Source organism: Maricaulis sp. D1M11 (assembly GCF_047308265.1).
Classification (GTDB): Bacteria; Pseudomonadota; Alphaproteobacteria; order Caulobacterales; family Maricaulaceae; genus Maricaulis.
Genome location: NZ_JBKQWY010000016.1, coordinates 1 through 622 on the forward strand (window position 1 = coordinate 1; position 622 = coordinate 622).

Genomic DNA, 622 nt, shown 5'->3' on the forward strand with positions numbered 1-622 from the left:
ACATTCTCGGTGATGCGACCCAGCGCATCAATGGTAAACCGCAAGAAGCCCTGACCATCATAGACATAATGGTTGGTGACATCTTTGGCGGCGTTCGGCGTGATCGAGGCCAGCAACTCGTCGAACGTGCCGTTTAAACGCAGGCTCGGCTGTGTGGCTTGATCGAACAGGGTTTCACTGACTTTGCGCCCATTTCCGTCAAACACGAATTGCGTCAGATAGCCGGATCCATCCATGGTTCCGATCAGAAGACCGTCACCATCATAGAAGTTCCGGGTAATTACATCATCGGCATGAGCGCCGGGAAGGGTGAGTGTCGTGGGGGGAGTGGTTTTGAAACCGTCGAGAACGCTTGAATCCAGACGATTGACAAAGCCCAGGGTCGCCACCAGCCGTCCCAGATCATCATAGGCATACCGTGTGACACTGCCATCGCCCAGGATTGTGGAGATGAGCTGGCCGCGGGCGTCGAAGACGCTCCATTCCCATCGGTCATAGAGGTGGGACGAGGGCCGGATGTCATCCATGGTCAGGCCATGGTTCGGATTATCCAGGGCAGTGAGATGAGTGCTGGAGATCCGTCTTCCCGAGCGTACGGTGCCGACGACACGGTTCATGTCGT

The 622-nt window shown here is 56.1% G+C and carries 1 protein-coding gene; it reads right to left on the reverse strand.

Annotated features, from left to right (window positions below; all coding sequences use genetic code 11):
* Positions 1–622, reverse strand: a 622-nt coding sequence (locus RMQ97_RS15435; protein ID WP_413661796.1) for an RHS repeat domain-containing protein, incomplete at both ends; no start/stop codon positions are given.